Source organism: Janibacter terrae NBRC 107853, assembly GCF_001591405.1.
Classification (GTDB): domain Bacteria; phylum Actinomycetota; class Actinomycetes; order Actinomycetales; family Dermatophilaceae; genus Janibacter; species Janibacter terrae.
The window spans coordinates 63,998-78,106 of sequence record NZ_BCUV01000010.1 but is presented as its reverse complement, the minus strand read 5'-3'; the positions used below and the strand labels follow the sequence as shown (position 1 = coordinate 78,106).

The following is a 14,109-nucleotide window of genomic DNA, read 5'->3' as shown; positions in this document are numbered from 1 at the left end:
CGCTCCCTCGAAGATGGCGGGTCATGCGGCAGTCGTCGCGGCCTCGTTGCGGGCGAACCGAGCGCGCAGCCCCGGCGCCTCGTGGCGGTTGAGCCACCGGTCGATCGAGCCGGGCCGCACTCCGAGACGATGCGCGGCCTGCTCGCGGGTCATTCCCCACGAGGCGCAGTCGGTCAGGGAGTCGACGCTGAGCCGGCTCCCGTGTGTCGGGGCCTGGGCGGTGTGCTCGGCGTCCTCCCTCGGGTCGTCGACGTCGTCCCACGCGGCAGGCGGTGGCCACCCCTTCGTGGCGGCGTGCCGGCGGGTCCGCTCCGAGGGCCCGGGGGTGCTCTCCAGCTCGAGGTAGATCCCCCGGATGGTCCGGGCGACCCGGGCGGTAACCCGGTGCGCGCGCAGGCTGCCGGCGAGGGCCTGCTTGCTCACCCCGGCCAGGTCAGCGACCTCCTGCAGAGACCACCCGATCGCCGAGAGGGCCTGCACACGGCGCCGTGTCCCAAGACCGGGGACGTGGCACCCGTCGGGGACCAGGTCCAAGGTCGGCTCGAGGTCCAGGATCCGCGCCTCGCGCTCGCGGGTGACCCACCGTCGGGCATCGGAGTGCCCCTCGTAGACCAGGTTCGACAGGTGACCCTGAGACTCCCCGATCATGGCCTCCAGGGCCGCGAGGGACCACCCCTGCTGGTGGAGCTCGAGGACTCTCGTACGGGCGGGGCCGGCGGGGACCAAGGTGCTTTCCCAGGTGCCCTCGAGCAGCCGCAGCCGGCGCCTCTTGGCGTACCTCGAGCGGCGGGCCCGGTCACGCGCGCGACGCTGCTCGTGGGTCGCCTGAGCCGGTGTCGTGGTCGTGGTCGTGGGTGTGCTGGTCATCTCGGGCACCTCCTGTGCCGTCGTGTCGGTGCTTTGCGTGGTGGTGGTCGGGGCGGTCAGGTGCGCCTGGATCTGGGCGAGGATCTCGGCGGGGATCTCCTCGATGCCGATGCGCTGCTCGTGGCACCACGGGCACAGCCGGTCGCGGATCTCGCCGCCGGCATCGGCCTCACGGCGGCCGCAGTCCTGGCAGGCCTGGCCCAGGCGGGTGTCGATCGCCAAGGCGCTCAAGGCGGACTGCGCGGCCGGGATGAGGGACTGAAGCAGCTCGGCCGCGTCGTCGAGCTCCCCGGCCGCGCTCTCGGTGAGGACCATGGCGATCGCCTCGGGGGTCAAGCCCCGCTGCAGCGCCGGGGCGACGGCCTTGGCGAGGATCCCGTTGAGCCACTTCCGCCGAGCACCCCACCTCCACGCCCGATCCTGAGCCAGTAGGTCCGCGACCTCTCTGACACCGTCGACCTGGTAGATCCCTCCGCTCGGCCGCTTGCGGCCGCTCGTCGCGCGCGTCGCGTTCTTACCTAGGTGACGAGCACTACGTGAGGAGGGGGAGATCTCGGGGGTTAGAGAATCGGGGGCTAGATACATGGACCCCGCGTTGGTGTCGCAGGACCCCGCGTTGGTGTCGCACCCCTGCAGCGGCGCGTCGGCGAGCTCACCCTCGATTTCGTCGACCTGCGTTGCAGTCGTCGCCGCGGTGCTCGCCGGTCGGGTCAGGACCCATCCCGTGGCGGTGTCCTCACGCTCGAGGAAGCCGAGCGAGACCAGTGCCGTCAGGTGCCGCTGCACCGTGCGGGCACTGACCCCGACCCGGGCCGCGACCTCGGCCGCGGAGTCTCGGGTATACCCCCGGTACCCAAGAGCCTGGTCCAGGAACAGCCACGTGCGCAGCTCCCCCGGGCCGATCCCACCGTCGCGCAGGGCCTGCATCATCGCGTGCGGGACGACGTCAAAAGCGACCTTGCCCGGGCAGGGCCGGTGCGCGAGCCGGTACCGGGTCACACCGGCGCCTCGGCGCGTGCGGCGACGCACGATCCACCCAGCGTCCTCGGCCGCGCGCAGCCGCGCGCCCAGCGCGTCCGGGCGGGCCCCGGGGCGTCCCAGGGCCGTCATGATCGCGCTCTGACGCGCGATCACGTCACCGTCGTTGGACCACGAGTAGAGGACCACCAGGTCCGCCAGACGTGCCGGATCCGTGATCGCGTCACGCAGCAGACGGGGCACCCAAACCCCAGAATCAAGGGGCTGAAGCGCGGGTGGAGCAGGGTCAAAAGTCGGCGTGTCGATACCCGCATTTGGGTATGACGACATCGCCCTCGGTGCTAGCATGGAGATGCCTTTCCAAGGATTGAGCTCGTTCCCTCCGAAGGTCTGGAGCTCTTTCGCGGTGACAAGGCCGGTTGGTACCCGGCCCCTATACGGATCAGATCGCTCCCTGTTGGCGCAGGGGGCGATCGTCCTTTGCTATGAGGCTCTGAGCTGGCGCTCCCCCTTCGCGGTCGAGACGTCGAAACCGAGATCGAGCTGGCCGCTCGATCCCGAAGCGGTGAAACCGGCTGCGAGGTGCAGAACCCCGCGGAGGTAGTCGGTGTACGGGACGCCGAACCCTCGAGCGCGCTGCCGCAGAGGATCGGCCAGCGGCTCGTCGAGCTTGACCGTGACGTACGGAGACTGTCCCCCGCGAACGCTCGGGCAGCTATGCCGATCAAGAGAAGCCACAGCGCGGCGCAGCGACGTGAGAGGGATGCTCGTCGGCAGCGTGTCCATCGGCGTGAGGTAGGGACCCGAGTACCTGAAGGCGTGAGCGACGACGTGCTCGAGGTACGTAGAGAGGGGCATCCCAGCGTCCTGAGCCTGCGCTTCGAGCTCGCGCTTGACGGGGGCGTCGATGCGAATGTTGGACTGCACGCGGGGAACGCTGCGTCGTGGTCGGCCGGCCATGAAGACGACACTTCCACCCGATAACCGGTTAATGACGTAGGCGCGCCGTGTGTCGTCTCCACGATCTGCAACTCCTCTCGTCCGGGGCGATCCCTTCACAGAGGAAGAGGTCGCCCCGGACGCGAGGTCTGGAAGTCAGAACCGCAGAAATCTCGAAAACTTCTTGACTTTCTAGCGCTCCACCAACTCACACGGCAACGCCTGAACGCCCGACCGCCATCAGGCGATCAGGCTCCGTCAGCGGCCCACGACTACCCCGTCGCGGACCCCCAGCTCGACGACGACACCACGCTCATCACGACCCGTTCGACGACACAGTCGTCTGGATCTCACGCACCGTGACCTGCTGCGTCGACGACATCGTCTGCGAGTCCGACCCGGTCACAGAGCCCGACCAGTCGACATCCCACACGTAGGACGCCGTCAGGGTGTACGTCCCGGCCTTCTGCCACCCCTTCTCGAAACCACACTCCGGGGCCGACCAGCCGTGCGTGGCCTTCTCGTACGGCGTGCCCGAGCCCGAGCAGATCGTCGTCTGCCCATCTCCCAGGCTCCACTCGACCTGGCGGACCTTGGCGCTGACGTTAACCGTGTAGGGGCCGGCCGACGCGCTCGCGGAGTCGGACGGTAGCGAGCTGCCGTCGCCGACCCAGAGCCAGACCGGGACGCCGACGGTGCCCTTGCAGCCTCCCCCGGCCAGGCATGGTGAGGCCTTGAGGTCTGGGGCGCTCAGAGTGATCTGGTCGGTTGCCTTCTCCCGGACGTCTGCGACAGAGACTCGCGGCTGCGCCGGGGCATTAGGGACGGCCGCCACCATGCACTCCTCCGGTACTTCCCCGGCGATGGCCGTGACGCCCTTGCACGCTGTGCTGGCGGCTTCTTGCGCGGCCTTCTGCTCCGGTGTCAGCACCACCGGCTGTGCGTTGGACCCGGCCGAGCTGGAGCCGCCCCCCTTCGGTGCACTAGAACCCGCGCTCGACGAGCCACCGCCCTGGCTCTCAGCAGTGGCGGTGTAGACGCCGTCCTCGTGGTCGATCTTGCCGTCCATGGGGATCGGTGCGCCGGCCCATGCAGGTGCGGCCAGGAGCAGCCCCGTACTGGCTGCGCCCACGGTGATGATCACTCGTCGCATGATTCGTCCTCCACCTGCTGCGTGTCGTTGACCTGCCAGGTCTTGCCCTTGTCCGGCGTGGTGAAGCTGTAGAGGGCGACGACATCGCGCTTCCCCTTCGGGAGCGGCTTGCCGTCAGCCCCGAGGCTGACGTCCTTGCTCCCCTTGTAGGCACGGGTATCCGACCTCGAGCAGACGTAGGCGGTGAGGTCCCAGCCGCCGGCTGCGTCAGGGTTCGACATTCCCCGCTTGAAACCGGTCCACTCGGTGGTGCCCTTCAGGGTGATGCCCTGCTTTTCGTTGTCTGCGAGTGCTGCGGCGCGGTCTTGTCGGTAGGTATCAGTTGCCCAAGTGGCGTCCTCTGGCACGGGCTCGTTGCGGTCCCGTGCGACGGCCTTCTTGGCGGCCTTCTCGGCCTCGGTGAAGGCGTGCTCGTCGTCGTAGGTGACCTCGCTCGTGGTCGGCGAGGCGGTGCTCTCGGTGGCGGTGCCCTTCGGGTCGGTGCTGTTGCTGCAGCTCGCGGCCGAGAGCACGACGACCGCAGCGACGGCCGCGGAACTCACGGTGGTCTTCAGATGTCGCATGACGGTCCTCTCGTCGGGGTCAGGCATGGCGCCGCTCCTGGGCGATGACGTCGTTGATCAGCTGCACGGTCTCGTCCTCGAGGTCATCGCCGAGGGGCTCCAGCGCCGCGCGGGCGGACTCGATGGTGTCCCGGGCCCGGCCGGGGATGCCCGAGCTCCAGGCGGCGGTGATGAGGTCCCTCCAGAGGGTCTCGCTCACCGGCTCAGCGAGCAGACCCTTCTCCGCGGCCCAGGTCGCGGTGCGGGAGTCGCCAGCGCGAAGGGCTCGGGTGCTCAGCTCGTGCGCGACGTCGGCGACGGTGGCGCACACCTCGGCGATGTCGTCCTGGGCCCACTCCCAGCGGCTCTGGTCGATCCCGGTGAACGGGGTCTCGGTGACCAGGCTGAGGGCCTCGTGCAGAGCGTCGTCGGGGGTCTGGGCGATGTCGGAGCCGATGAGGTCACGCATCCGGTGCCAGTCGAGCGTGACGTCTCCGGTGACCCGGTATCCGTCCGCGTCGACCTCGACGACGAAGGGGCGACCGTCGTCGTCACGACCAAGCCATCTGCGGGCTGTGTTCATGTAGGTCTGCCTCTTGTGGGAGAGCTTGGCCCCGAGCTCCTCGCCGGGGAAGATCGCGGCGCTGAAGACCTTCTCGTCGCCGCCGGGGTGCATCGTCAGGAAGGTCACGAGCTCGGTGGTCCGGCGGTGTGACGCCGGCCGCGGGCCGCGGGCACCGATGATCTCGACCTTGCCCAGGACCCGTACGACCGGGCCGGTCGCGCCCGGCAGGGAGCGCACTCCCCGGTCTTCACTGGCGGTCTGCCCGGTGGCGCTGTCGGCGGCGGTCTGGGCTGCGGCATCGGGAGCTTCAGTGTCGCCGGGGGTGCTCTGGGCGGGTGTCTCTGTCGCTGTTGACGCGGGGGATCCCTGGTTGTCATGCGTGGTGTGGGAGGTGATCCAGGAGGACGCCGAGAGCGGCACCGGGGTGTTGTACCCGCCGTCGCCGTCGACGACGTACTCCGGCGTGCTCAGCTCGGCGTCGACCGTCTCCAGGAACTCGTCGACGTCTCGGGTCTGGGAGGTCGGGGCGGGCAGGGCCACGACCTCGGGCTGGGGCAGGTCCTCGAGGTCGAAGGGGGTCCCGTCGGTGATGTTCTCGGCCCAGTCGGGGCCGGGGACGTCCTCGTGGGTGGTGGTGTCGAAGAGGTCGAGCTGAGCCAGGTAGGCCTGGCGGGTGAGGTGTTGCGGCACCAGCCGCATCCCGGTCGGGGACAGGGATGCGCTCGGCAGAGCGTCGCGGCCGGGGCTGACCTCGAGGACCCAGGGGCTGGTCGGAGCGGTCCCTGAGGTGATCGCGGCGACCGCGAGTCGCGGCGTGGTCTCGACGACACTGCGCAGACGATCTGCCTGCTCGCTCGTGAGGGTCTCGCCGGTGAGGATGAGGTGCGGGGTCCAGGCTTCGTCGACGACGCCCTTGGTTCGTGCGGCTGCGGCGTCGTCGACGCCCTCGCGGGTGAACGCGGAGCGGTGGACCTCGGCGCTGTGCTCGAGGCCGGCCAGGACGTGGTCGATGTCGGTGGCGTGGACGACCCGCTCGTTGCCCAGGGCGCTGACGAGCTCGGGCATGACGTCGACGAGCGTGATCTGGGCGTCGTCGCACCACCGGCTCGTGATGAGCTCGATCCCCAGGCCGGCGACGACGGCGGTCGCGGTCGCGGGGTCGCCGGTGATGGCCAGGGTGCCGATCTGCTCGAGGTTGAGCAGGACGTGCGCGTGCTGCTCGTCGATGCCGACGGTGACCAGTGCCGGCCACGGCGCCGGCAGGTGGTCGGTGCCGGCCAGCGAGTCCAGGTCGCGGCGCAGCAGCACCCAGGTGCCGGGGTCGGCTACCCCTCCCCCGTCGGCCTGGTCGGTGCGCATCCACGGGGCGGGGAGCAGGTCGGTGTGCTCTTCCACGGTGTAGAGCTCGATGCGCTCGGGAAGGAGACGGGCGGCGCGCAGCGTCGGCAGCGCGTGCGCGCCGATGCTGGCGCCGTGCCCGAGGGAACGGAGCGCCTGGTCGAGAGCGTCGACCCCGATGGGGTCGGCCGCCTCGCGGATGGTCCGCTCGAGGTCTGCGGCTGCACCGGCGGGTCGCGCGATCCGCCGTCCGGGTGCGCGGTGACGGTCCTGCTGCCGGCGACGCCGCACCAGCAGCGTCACCAGGCCGGCGCAGGCCAGAGCTCCGATGCCGATGACCGGCGCGACGGGCATCCGGTCTCCGTCGACGGCCGCGGCGGGGGCCGGGTCAGCGGCCGGTACCGCGGTGGTCGTGGGCGCGCCCGAGCTGGGGGAATGGGTCGGGCTCGGGCGCGCCTCGCCGGCGGTGGATGAGATCGCCGGCGGGACAGCGCCGTGGGCGCTGTCGTCCTGACCGGAGGGGTCAGGGGTCGTGGTCGAAGCGGACCGCTCCTGCTCCTGCTGGGGCACGGGCTTCGGGGTGCTCTCACGGGAGGAACTCGCGGTAGCGGTGGTGCCGGGCAGGGTGAGCTCCCACCCGGGCTGGATCAGGTCTGGGTCGTTGATCTGGGCGCGGTTGGCCTGGGCGATGTCGGTGTAGCGGTGCCCGTCGCCGAGCTCGTCCTCGGCGATGCCCCAGAGGGTGTCACCGTCCTGGACGGTGACGCTGCGCTGCTGATCACTGGTCGTGGCCGGGGTGCTGGGTCGGGTCGCGTCCTGAGCGTGAGCCTGGGTCGTCGCCTGTGTCACCGCGGGTGCGTGGGTGGTCGGGGCGGCGGTCACTGCACCGGCGCCACCGAGGGCGAGCATCGCGGCGACGGCACCGGTCATGGCCGCGGCGCGACCCTGCTGCCACGACAGGCCCGGCAGGCGAGGCGCGGGCACGCCGCGTAAGGCCGCTGGGATCTCGACGAGCAGCGAGGCCGCGAGGCTGGCCCACACCGCCCACCCGGCGATCGTCAGGACCGCGATGAGCAGCCGGCCGTCGTCGGGTCGCGTCAGTGCATTCCAGGCGCCGTCGAGATTGCTCGGCAGGGCCTCGAAGGGGTTGCCCCCGAAGAGGGCCAGGGCCGCGGGGACTGCGAGCAGGATCAGCAGGATCCCGGTCAGCGCGGCCAGGCCCTTGGCGATGGTGGCGGAGCGGGAGGTCGTCATGGGGCTACCTCCTGGGCGTCGACGGTGGCGGTGGCGGTCAGGGTGTCGGAGGGCAGCGGGAGAACCGAGGGCTCCCACGGGAGGCTGGTCCGGATCACGACCTGGGTGCCCTCCACGCTCACGCTTCCCTCGGCCCCGGCGGAGTCCAGGTAGGTGCGGGCGGCATCCGCGGCTCCGGCCAGGTCGATCGAGACCCCTTCGCCGGCGACGACGTCGGCGGAGAGCTCCTGGCTGGCGGCGCGTCCGGCCTCGTTGGCGATCATCGTGGCCCGCCGAGCCTGGTTGGCCTTGTCAGCGCCGTCGTAGACCATGCCGCCGGCGGTCATGATCGTCACGCCGATGATCATGACCCAGATGGTCACGTGCCCGTCCTCGCCGCGCAGGCGACGCCACACCGCGGGGATCACGGGGCACCCCGGTAGGAGTCGATGGGGCTGACCGCGGTCGCGGTGAACGTGCGCGTGCCGAACGGCAGCACCCCGGTGACCTCACGCATCGGCACGGTGCAGGAGATGGTCACCGCGACCTCGGCCCGCTCCCCAACCGCGCGGGCGAACCCGGTGGTGTCGACGTCCACGACCTGCGGGTCGCAGGTCAGCCCTCGCTGGTCCAGATAGTCGCGAGCCGTGGCAGAGGCGGCGGTGTCGGCGGCCGCGGAGCTGCGCTCGATGGAGGCGGCCCGGGCGGTGGCGAACGCGGCACCATCGACGTGACTGGTCGCCGTCGCCGTGCGACCGAACGCGATGAGCATGAGCAGCAGGGCGATGATCACCGGCGCCATGATCGCCAGCTCGAGCGTTGACGACCCTCGCTCGTCCATCAGGTCCTGGCGGCTCACGGCGCGGTCACCCTCTCGAGCGGACCGTCGATGCTGCGCTCGATGAGCGGCAGGGTGACGAACGGAACCAGGGACGGGGCCTGCCCCGTGGCCAGGACCGTGACGGTCTCGGGGCCGCGCTGCACGCTCACGCCCGGGTCGGTGACCATGCTCTGCCTCGAGAGGTAGCTCGTGGCGGCTCCTTCGCCGGCGGAGGCGCTGGAGGAGTCGGTCCGGGCGGTCTCCAGCGCGATCTGCGCCGCGTTGGTCACCGACGTGGTCGCCATGAAGTAGATCGCGGACTGCACCAGGGCCATCGTCGCGAAGAGCAGCACCGGCGCCAGGATCGCCGCCTCAAGGGTCGCGATCCCGTCGTCAGCACCCAGCCGGGAGCGCAGGCTCCGGGCTGGGTGCTGGGCGCTGACGGTGCTCATCACTGGTGTCCGGGTGGGGTCAGCCGCCGGGGACCTTGTCGAACCAGCTCGTGATCTTGGTGCCGAAGGCGGCCGCGACGGTGACCACGACGGCCAGGACGATCGCGGCCATGATGACGATTTCCATCGTGTTGATGGCTCCGGCCTCGGGGTCCTCGCCTCGGGCCTGGATCTTCTGGTCCATGCGAGTGACCGGGGCCATCAGGGCACCGATCATCACGGCGTAGACGGCGACGCTCATGGTGAGCACGGCACTGGTGACGCTCTTGATGCTGTTCATCACTCCCCCTGCTTGCGGGTTTTGGGTTCTAGTTTGGTGCTCGGGTTCCAGTCTGTCGCGCTGGGTCAAGGAGTTTTGGTGGAGTCCTTACCCTTCGGGGGCTGGTCACGGGTTGACTCCGGCGAGCTGGACGAAGGCGGGGATGATCAGCGCGATCAGGAAGGCGCCGGCTAGCCCGGCCATGGGGATGCCCATGGAGGTGGTGGCCGTGTTGGCCTCGGTCTCTTCCTTGGTCAGGAGCCGGTCACGCAGGGATGCCGCGCGGGCCATGAGGTTGTCAGCGACCGCCGCTCCGGAGCTGTCGGCCAGGCGGATGATGTCGGCGACCTCACGCAGCTCGGGGACGTCGATGCTCTGCGCCAGGCCCTCGAGGGCGTCCCAGGCGGGGATGCCGGCGTACTTGGCCAGGCGGAGCTCCTCACGGATCCGGATGAACATCCACGAGTCGGAGGTGCGGGCCGCGGACTCCAGGGAGGCGACGAGACCGGCGCCGGCGGCCCGGGAGATCGCCACGAGCCGCAGGTAGGACACGGCGGCGTAGGCGAAGTCCTCGCGGCGCTGCTTGGCGTTGTCGCGGACGGTGAAGTCGGGGGCGAACCAGCCCACGGCAGCGAAGGCGAGCCCGAGGCCGAACGGCAGGACCAGGCCCATCCCGGCGAGCATCGGCAGGAGGGTGGCTGCGGAGAAGCCGATGAGAGCGCCGAGGGCCTTCTTGCCGTAGTGCTCGGTGGTGGGGATCTGCATCAGGTCCAGGTCGCGCTCGGGAGCCCGGAGGAAGGTCCACCGGTGGGTCTTGGTGCGTGCCCACTCCCCCACCGACTCCAGGCGCGTGCTGGGGCCTGCGGGTGCGTCGGGGGCCACCCTGCGGATCCCGAGGTGGCGCGGTCTGAGGTTGTCGATCGCCGAGGCCAGGTCGGGTCTGGGGGTGACGGCCCCGGCCAGCGCCACGGTCAGGGCGATCCCGGTCAGGAGCCCGAAGAAGATGGCTAGTGCGGTGGCGGTCATGCTCGCTCCTTCGGGGCGGGTGCGACGAGGAACCGTGCCAGGGGCGTGGTCGTGGCCGCCTTGCGCAGCCAGTACAGGGCCCCGAGGAACAGGCCGAGGACGAGCATGAGCATCAGCTGCCCCGACGAGGTGCGGTAGTACGACCCGAGGGGGGTGACGAGCACGAAGAGCGCCAGGACGCTGAGCGCGATGATCGTCACGATCCGCGCCTGGGCGCGAGTGCCGGCGCGGGAGGCCTCGATGTCGCGGCGGGCACGGACCTCTTGCGTGACGTCGACGGCGATGCCGTCCAGGGCCTTGCGCAGGGCCGCGCCCTCGTGGCGTGAGGCCTGGATCAGGGCGGTGGCGATGAAGTCGCCGACCTGGTTGTCGACGTCGTCGGCGAAGGCGTAGAGCGCCTCGTCCAAGGGGCGGCGGGCGTAGAGGCGGGCGATGAGCCGCTCCAGTTGCGGCCGGATCCGCTCGGGGGCGGACGCGCGGGTGGCGATGATGGCGCTGGAGATCCCCTGCCCGGCGCCGATCACGCCGGCCAGAGACCTGGCCCACTCCTCCAGTGCTTCGAGGTCATCCGGGGAGACGCTGTCGTCCTTGCGGACCAGGTAGGGCAGCAGCACCGCCAGAGCCGGGGCCAGGACCAGGGCGATCACCCACCCGGTCAGGGCCAGGACGACTCCGATGCCCAGCCCGATCAGTGCGTTGCGTCGGGCGGTGGCGCTGAGTCGCCGTCGCTGCGGTACTGCCGACACGGGCCGGGAAGGCCGCGGCCCGCCGGGGCGAGACGCGGCGATGACCAGGGTGAGACCGACGGCGACACCGATCGCGGAGAGGACTGCCAGGACGGTCATGCCGCGCCCCAGGCGCCGTCGTCGCGCACGAGCAGCTCGGGCGGCGGGCCCCACGAGGAGACCCTCCCGGTGAGCAGGGACGGGTCGAACCCGTGCCGGCGCAACTCACTGATCCACTTCGGCACAGTGCCGCTGGGCACGGCGCGGCCGTGCTCGTCAGGCGCGAAGATCTGGTCGAAGGCCACTCCGGTGTCCTGGGAGACCTCGACGGCGACGATGTCGTCGACGAAGCGCCAGCGGCGGCCGCCTTCGAGCGCGGACTCGTCAGTGAGGTTGAGGTGGACGATCAGGTCGACGTTCTGCGCGACAAGCCGGTACCCGAAGAGGGGGTCGACGTTGGCGCGCGCTCGGGTGATCAGGGTGACCAGTCGCTCGATGGTGTCCCGCGCCGAGCTTGCGTGGATCGTGCTGATGGATCCGCGCCCGCCCTGCATGGCCTCCATCATCGACATCACCTCGTCGCCGACAACCTCGCCGACGACGATGCGGGTGACGTTCTTCTGCAGGGAGAGCTCGATGAGCCGGGTCAGGGTGACCTCGCCAACGGGGCGGCCGTCAGCGCCGATCTCTCCGCCGGGCTGGGCCTCAACAGCCCACACGCGGTGATGCCGGTGGGGCATCTGGTCCATGAGCAGCTCGTACTGGGCCTCGATGGTCGCGAGCCGTTCGTTGGGGTCCAGCTCGTTGAGGATCGCCCGGACCAGGGTGGTCTTGCCGGCAGCGGGGTCGCCGGAGACGATGATGTTCTTCCCGGCGCGGATCGCGGCGCGCAGGAACTGCTCGAGAGTCTCGTCGATGGCACCCAGGTCACGCATCTGGGCGAGGTCGGTGTCGACGAAGCGGTGCTTGCGGATGCTGATCGAGGGGCGGCGGGAGACCCAGGCCTCGGCGGCGAACCGTGACCCGTCGGGCAGGGCCAGGCGCACCCAGGGCCTGTGCTGGCTGAACACCGTCTCCCCGGTGACCGCGGTGCGGGCGATGTAGCGGATCTCGTCGATGAGCTGCTCGTCACTGTCGGCGACCGCCGGGCCGCGCTCGAGGCGCCCGTCGGCGAACTGGAGCGTGACGTTGTCGCACCCCTCGCACTCCAAGTTCTCCAGCCCCTCGAGGTCGAGCAGCGGCTGGAACCGGCCCGCGCCGAAGAGGCTGACCATGACCGCCCGGTGCAGCTCGGCTCGCGCCTCCGCCGAGAGGCGTCCCCCGCCTGTGCTCAGCTGGCTGTCGGCGTGGTCGTCGAGCGCCTCGTTGACCATGAGGGAGACGGCTTCGCGGTGCTGCTCCTCCTTCAGGGGTGTGTTGGGGAAGCGTCGGGAGATCTCGCCGCTGACCTGCAGGCGCAGTCGGGCGACGTCGTCCCAGTCGACCGCGCTGATCCGTCGGATCGCGTCGTGGATCTGGTCTGCGCGCTCGGCGGTGACGCCGTCGGTGACGGGCCTGGAGGGCTGGGGCTCGTGGTGAACCGGCTCCTGCGGCGCAGGGGCCATGGATCCGCCCAGTCCTCGGGCGGCGGGGCTCTGCCGGTGGGCGAACATCGGCAGCGAGGTCGGCGACTGGACCTGATCCTGCTCGCTCATGCTGTCTCCTGGCTGGTCGAGAGGTAGTCAGAGGCCGTCGCGACGTGCTTGTCGTTGGCCTCGATGAGGTGCTGGATCGAGAGCGGGTAGGCCGTGCGCGGCCGGAGCTTGTCGGTGGCGCGAACACGTTGACTCTCACCGGTCCACCGCCTCTCCCCTGCGGCCTTGGGGTCGCGGGCCACGCCGGGCAGGACGGGCACGGAGTCGGTGATCTGTGCGATCTCTCGGGAGCCGTAGGGGCGGTGCCCGGTGCCCTTCTCCTGTCCGAGGACGGGAACGACGCCGAGCTTGTGGGTGCCGCCTGAGGCCTCGAGCTGCTCTCGGATCACCGACAGCCCGAGGGCGAGGGAGTTCAGGGCGGTCAGGGTCGTATCAGTCATCACCAGGATGCTGCTGGCTCGAGCGAGGACAGGTTCGGCGAAGCCTGCGGTGTTCCATCGTCCGAGGTCGATCACGACGTCGACGTCGGAGTCAGAGCTGATGCGGGCCAGAGCGTCGCAGACCGGGGCCCAGAGCTCACGCATCGAGCGGGCCTGGGCCGGTGAGCCCACGGCGGGCAGCACCCATGCCGCCTTGGGGCGCTGCGGCAGCGGCAGCGCGAGCTCCCAGATGCGGTCGGGGTACTCGCTGGCCGGGAAGTGCGCCAGGTCGAGCACCGACCGGTCGTGGGGCTGGGACCCCTGCCAGGCGATGCAGAGCATCGGGGAGCCGCCGGTGGGGTCTGCCTCGACGAGCAGGGTTGGCTTCTTGGAGACCTGCGCCCAGGTCAGCGCGGTGGAGGTCACGCCCGGGGAGGCGCTGATGGAGGTCAGAGCTGTCAGTGCCATGTGCTTACCCCTGTCCGTTGTCGGGGCTGAGGCCGACGGGCAGGACGTTGACGATGGCGACCTTCTCGGTGCCGGCCGCGGCCGCGGCGAGGTCGGCGTCGCTGGTCCCGATGGACAGGTCGACGGTGCGGCGACCGTTGTTGTCGACATCGCCCACGGCCAGGACGGTGGCGGTGAAGGCCTTGCCCGGCGGCAGCTCCTTGATGCTCTGCCCGCCGCCGGTGACCACCAGGCGCACCGCGTCGCCGCGCTGCAGACCGCTTGTGGGGTACTGCCCCGGGGACAGTGCGACACCGACGATGGCTTGTCCCTCGCGGGGGGAGATGCGCGGGATGGTCATGGCCTTGGTCGCCAGAGAGCCCGCGGGCATGGGCACTGATGCCCGCTCCCCCACCAGGGCGCGCAGCTGCCCTTCCGGGGTCGTGGTCAGGTTCTCTCCCCCGGTCACCAACGTGGTGCCGAGGGCGTCCTCGGTGATGACGTCCCCGGCGGCGATGTCCTTGGTGACCACGACTACCGAGCGAGGTGTGCTGGCCCGATTGACGGCCCAGTAGGCCGCCAGCCCGCACAGCAGCGCCAGAAGGATCCCGATCAGCAGCAGCCGCCGGTTCCACCGTGTCTTGACGTGCGGTGCCGGGTCGACGACCGGCCCCCGCCGGGTGGTCGTGGTGGATTCGGGTGCAGCTGTCAT

General features: G+C 70.6%; 14 protein-coding genes. All 14 read right to left on the bottom strand.

Annotated elements, in window-relative coordinates:
• Positions 1-21: 21 nt before the first annotated feature.
• The 14 genes from JT1_RS17225 to JT1_RS17160 all read right to left on the bottom strand — a co-directional run bounded on the left by JT1_RS17225 (position 22) and on the right by JT1_RS17160 (position 14,109).
• Positions 22-2,088 (bottom strand): dimerization domain-containing protein, encoded by a 2,067-nt coding sequence (locus tag JT1_RS17225; RefSeq protein ID WP_068329904.1) that lies wholly within the window; start codon positions 2,086-2,088, stop codon positions 22-24.
• 240 nt (positions 2,089-2,328) lie between these two features.
• Complete coding sequence (locus JT1_RS17220) at positions 2,329-2,772, bottom strand: hypothetical protein (RefSeq protein ID WP_068329900.1); 444 nt, start codon at positions 2,770-2,772, stop codon at positions 2,329-2,331.
• A gap of 328 nt (positions 2,773-3,100) precedes the next feature.
• Positions 3,101-3,928, bottom strand: coding sequence for a hypothetical protein (locus JT1_RS17215; RefSeq protein ID WP_068329897.1), 828 nt, complete (start codon positions 3,926-3,928; stop codon positions 3,101-3,103).
• Entirely contained in the window at positions 3,925-4,527 is a 603-nt protein-coding gene (locus JT1_RS17210) for a hypothetical protein (RefSeq protein WP_068329892.1), read from the bottom strand. Before JT1_RS17210 ends, JT1_RS17215 begins: the two co-directional genes overlap by 4 nt.
• Positions 4,520-7,636, bottom strand: coding sequence for a LysM peptidoglycan-binding domain-containing protein (locus JT1_RS17205; protein WP_068329889.1), 3,117 nt, complete (start codon positions 7,634-7,636; stop codon positions 4,520-4,522). The genes JT1_RS17210 and JT1_RS17205 overlap by 8 nt, the downstream gene beginning before the upstream one ends.
• A complete protein-coding gene (locus tag JT1_RS17200; protein WP_068329886.1) occupies positions 7,633-8,043 on the bottom strand; it encodes a hypothetical protein in 411 nt (136 codons plus the stop codon). Before JT1_RS17200 ends, JT1_RS17205 begins: the two co-directional genes overlap by 4 nt.
• Positions 8,040-8,474, bottom strand: coding sequence for a TadE family protein (locus tag JT1_RS17195; protein WP_218005632.1), 435 nt, complete (start codon positions 8,472-8,474; stop codon positions 8,040-8,042). The genes JT1_RS17200 and JT1_RS17195 overlap by 4 nt, the downstream gene beginning before the upstream one ends.
• Positions 8,471-8,887, bottom strand: coding sequence for a TadE family protein (locus JT1_RS17190; RefSeq protein WP_068329880.1), 417 nt, complete (start codon positions 8,885-8,887; stop codon positions 8,471-8,473). Before JT1_RS17190 ends, JT1_RS17195 begins: the two co-directional genes overlap by 4 nt.
• Before the next feature lie 19 nt (positions 8,888-8,906).
• On the bottom strand, positions 8,907-9,167 hold the full coding sequence (locus tag JT1_RS17185) for a hypothetical protein (RefSeq protein WP_068329877.1): 261 nt from the start codon (positions 9,165-9,167) through the stop codon (positions 8,907-8,909).
• Between the two features lie 105 nt (positions 9,168-9,272).
• Positions 9,273-10,172 carry a type II secretion system F family protein gene (locus JT1_RS17180; protein WP_068329873.1) on the bottom strand — a complete coding sequence of 300 codons (900 nt, stop codon included), beginning with the start codon at positions 10,170-10,172 and terminating at the stop codon, positions 9,273-9,275.
• Positions 10,169-11,017 (bottom strand): type II secretion system F family protein, encoded by an 849-nt coding sequence (locus tag JT1_RS17175; RefSeq protein ID WP_068329870.1) that lies wholly within the window; start codon positions 11,015-11,017, stop codon positions 10,169-10,171. The genes JT1_RS17180 and JT1_RS17175 overlap by 4 nt, the downstream gene beginning before the upstream one ends.
• Entirely contained in the window at positions 11,014-12,591 is a 1,578-nt protein-coding gene (locus tag JT1_RS17170; RefSeq protein ID WP_068329867.1) for a TadA family conjugal transfer-associated ATPase, read from the bottom strand. Before JT1_RS17170 ends, JT1_RS17175 begins: the two co-directional genes overlap by 4 nt.
• Entirely contained in the window at positions 12,588-13,418 is an 831-nt protein-coding gene (locus tag JT1_RS17165; RefSeq protein WP_068329864.1) for a hypothetical protein, read from the bottom strand. The genes JT1_RS17170 and JT1_RS17165 overlap by 4 nt, the downstream gene beginning before the upstream one ends.
• A gap of 4 nt (positions 13,419-13,422) precedes the next feature.
• Complete coding sequence (locus tag JT1_RS17160; protein WP_068329861.1) at positions 13,423-14,109, bottom strand: SAF domain-containing protein; 687 nt, start codon at positions 14,107-14,109, stop codon at positions 13,423-13,425.

Excerpts from the sequence above, each read along its gene's own strand:
- JT1_RS17165 (WP_068329864.1), bottom strand. The coding sequence starts at position 13,418 with ATGGCACTGACAGCTCTGACCTCCATCAGCGCCTCCCCGGGCGTGACC.
- JT1_RS17160 (WP_068329861.1), bottom strand. The coding sequence starts at position 14,109 with ATGACAGCTGCACCCGAATCCACCACGACCACCCGGCGGGGGCCGGTC.
- JT1_RS17205 (WP_068329889.1), bottom strand. The coding sequence starts at position 7,636 with ATGACGACCTCCCGCTCCGCCACCATCGCCAAGGGCCTGGCCGCGCTG.
- JT1_RS17210 (WP_068329892.1), bottom strand. The coding sequence starts at position 4,527 with ATGCCTGACCCCGACGAGAGGACCGTCATGCGACATCTGAAGACCACC.
- JT1_RS17180 (WP_068329873.1), bottom strand. The coding sequence starts at position 10,172 with ATGACCGCCACCGCACTAGCCATCTTCTTCGGGCTCCTGACCGGGATC.
- JT1_RS17185 (WP_068329877.1), bottom strand. The coding sequence starts at position 9,167 with ATGAACAGCATCAAGAGCGTCACCAGTGCCGTGCTCACCATGAGCGTC.
- JT1_RS17170 (WP_068329867.1), bottom strand. The coding sequence starts at position 12,591 with ATGAGCGAGCAGGATCAGGTCCAGTCGCCGACCTCGCTGCCGATGTTC.
- JT1_RS17175 (WP_068329870.1), bottom strand. The coding sequence starts at position 11,017 with ATGACCGTCCTGGCAGTCCTCTCCGCGATCGGTGTCGCCGTCGGTCTC.
- JT1_RS17190 (WP_068329880.1), bottom strand. The coding sequence starts at position 8,887 with ATGAGCACCGTCAGCGCCCAGCACCCAGCCCGGAGCCTGCGCTCCCGG.